The 2,866-nt window shown below is 55.9% G+C and carries 1 protein-coding gene; it reads right to left on the bottom strand.

Annotation, left to right across the window (positions count from 1 at the left end):
- On the bottom strand, window positions 1–2,866 hold a 2,866-nt coding region (locus tag AC07RZ_RS04820), incomplete at both ends, for a beta strand repeat-containing protein (protein ID WP_494667269.1).

The raw sequence follows: 2,866 nt of genomic DNA, 5'->3' as shown, positions 1-2,866 counted from the left end.
AAGTGGACGTTGACAACGACGTCACGTTGTTGTTGGTTGTGCTCAGGCCGGTCGACAACGAACCAATATTACTGGCGTTCGTGCTGATGCCGGTCGAAGTTGAGGTCGACAGCGAGGTCACATTGCTGTTGGTCGTGCTCAAGCCTGTCGACAACGAGCCGATGTTGCTGGCGTTAGTGCTGATGCCGGTCGAAGTCGAGGTCGACAGCGACGTCACGTTGCTGTTGGTTGTGCTCAGCCCTGTCGACAACGAGCCAATATTGCTGGCGTTCGTGCTGATGCCGGTCGAAGTAGACGTTGACAACGACGTCACGTTGCTATTGGTAGTGCTCAGACCAGTCGACAACGAACCGATGTTGCTGGCGTTCGTACTGATGCCGGTCGAAGTTGAGGTCGACAGCGAGGTCACGTTGCTGTTGGTAGTGCTCAGGCCTGTCGACAGCGAACCGATGTTGCTGGCGTTCGTACTGATGCCAGTCGAAGTCGAGGTCGACAACGACGTCACATTGCTGTTGGTCGTGCTCAGGCCAGTCGACAACGAGCCGATGTTGCTGGCGTTAGTGCTGATGCCAGTCGAAGTCGAGGTCGACAACGACGTCACATTGCTGTTGGTCGTGCTCAATCCTGTCGACAACGAGCCGATGTTGCTGGCGTTAGTGCTGATGCCAGCCGAAGTCGAAGTTGACAGTGACGTCACGTTGCTGTTGGTTGTGCTCAGGCCGGTCGACAGCGAGCCGATGTTGCTGGCGTTGGTGCTGATGCCAGTCGAAGTCGAGGTCGACAGCGACGTCACGTTGCTGTTGGTCGTGCTCAGACCCGTTGACGTCGAAGTCGACAACGAACCCACATTGCTGTTCGTCGTACTCAGACCTGTGGACAATGAATTCACGCCGCTTTGCGCCGTGCTGATGCCAGTCGAAGTCGACGTTGACAGCGAGATCACATTACTGTTGGCTGTGCTCAGCCCCGTTGAGGTCGAAGTCGACAACGATGTCACGTTGCTGTTGGTTGTGCTCAGCCCTGTCGACAACGAACCGATGTTGCTGGCGTTGGTGCTGATGCCGGTCGAAGTCGAGGTCGACAGCGATGACACGCTGCTATTGGTCGTGCTCAAGCCGGTTGACAGTGAAGTGATGCCCGTCGACGCCGAAGTGGACAAAGACGACAACTGACCGTAGTTCACAGCATCGGTTGGATTCACGCCGGCAGCCACATTGGTAAGGGTCACTGGCGTTGTCGCACCAACCCCTCCCAAAGTAACGCTGGTGTGACCAGGGTTGTCATATTGAACAGAATTAGCAACTCCTGTCGACAGTGATGCAATGCCGGTCGAGGTCGACGTTGACAGCGACGTCACGTTGCTGTTGGTTGTGCTCAAACCCGTAGACAGCGAATTCACGCCGCTTTGCGCCGTGCTGATACCGGTCGAGGTTGAAGTAGACAGCGAAGCCACATTGCTATTGGCAGTGCTCAGACCCGTTGAGGTCGAGGTCGACAGCGAATTCACGCCGCTTTGCGTTGTGCTGATACCCGTCGAGGTTGAAGTCGATAACGAAGCCACATTGCTGTTGGTCGTGCTCAGCCCCGTCGAGGTCGAAGTTGACAGCGACGTTACGTTGCTGTTGGTCGTACTCAGCCCTGTCGACAACGAGCCGATGTTGCTCGCGTTCGTACTGATGCCCGTCGAAGTTGAGGTCGAAAGCGATGACACACTGCTATTGGTCGTGCTCAGACCGGTTGAGGTCGAAGTCGACAACGATGTGACGTTGCTGTTGGTTGTGCTCAAGCCGGTCGACAATGAACCCACATTGCTGTTCGTTGTGCTCAAGCCGGTCGACAATGAACCCACATTGCTGTTCGTTGTGCTCAGGCCGGTCGACAGCGAATTCACGCCGCTTTGCGCCGTGCTGATGCCGGCCGAGGTCGATGTCGACAATGAAGTCACATTGCTGTTGGTTGTGCTCAGCCCCGTCGACAACGAACCGATGTTGCTCGCGTTCGTACTGATGCCCGTCGAAGTCGAGGTTGACAGTGATGACACACTGCTATTGGTCGTGCTCAGACCCGTTGACGTCGAAGTCGACAACGATGTCACGTTACTGTTGGTTGTGCTCAAGCCTGTCGACAGCGAACCGATGTTGCTGGCATTCGTGCTAATGCCCGTCGAGGTTGAGGTCGACAGCGAATTCACCCCACTTTGCGTTGTGCTGATACCCGTCGAGGTCGAGGTCGACAGCGACGACACGTTGCTGTTGGTTGAGCTCAAGCCAGTCGACAATGAACCCACATTGCTGTTCGTGGTGCTCAAACCAGTAGAAGTCGATGTGGAGAGCGACGAGACACTGCTATTAGTCGTGCTCAGACCAGTGGAAGTCGATGTGGACAACGACGAGACACTGCTATTGGTCGTGCTCAGGCCGCTCGATGTCGATGTCGACAGCGATGCGATGCCAGTTGACGTGGACGTCGACAACGACGCCACATTGCTATTCGTTGTACTCAGACCTGCAGATGTCGAGGTCGACAGCGACGACACGTTGCTGTTGGTTGTGCTCAGGCCGGTCGAAGTTGATGTCGACAGCGATGCGATGCCAGTTGACGTGGATGTCGACAGTGACGCCACATTGCTATTAGTGGTACTCAGACCTGTAGATGTCGAGGTGGAAAGCGACGAAACATTGCTGTTGGTCGTGCTCAGCCCCGTGGAAGTCGAGGTCGACAACGATGCGATGCCGGTTGACGTGGACGTCGACAGTGACGCCACATTGCTGTTGGTCGTACTCAGACCAGTGGAAGTCGAGGTCGACAACGATGCGATGCCGGTTGACGTGGACGTCGACAGTGACGCCACATTGCTGTTGGTCGT

The organism is Collimonas sp. GW821-FHT07E08, from assembly GCF_059418905.1.
The sequence above is the reverse complement of the archived record's forward strand: the minus strand, read 5'-3'. Positions and strand labels throughout refer to the sequence as shown.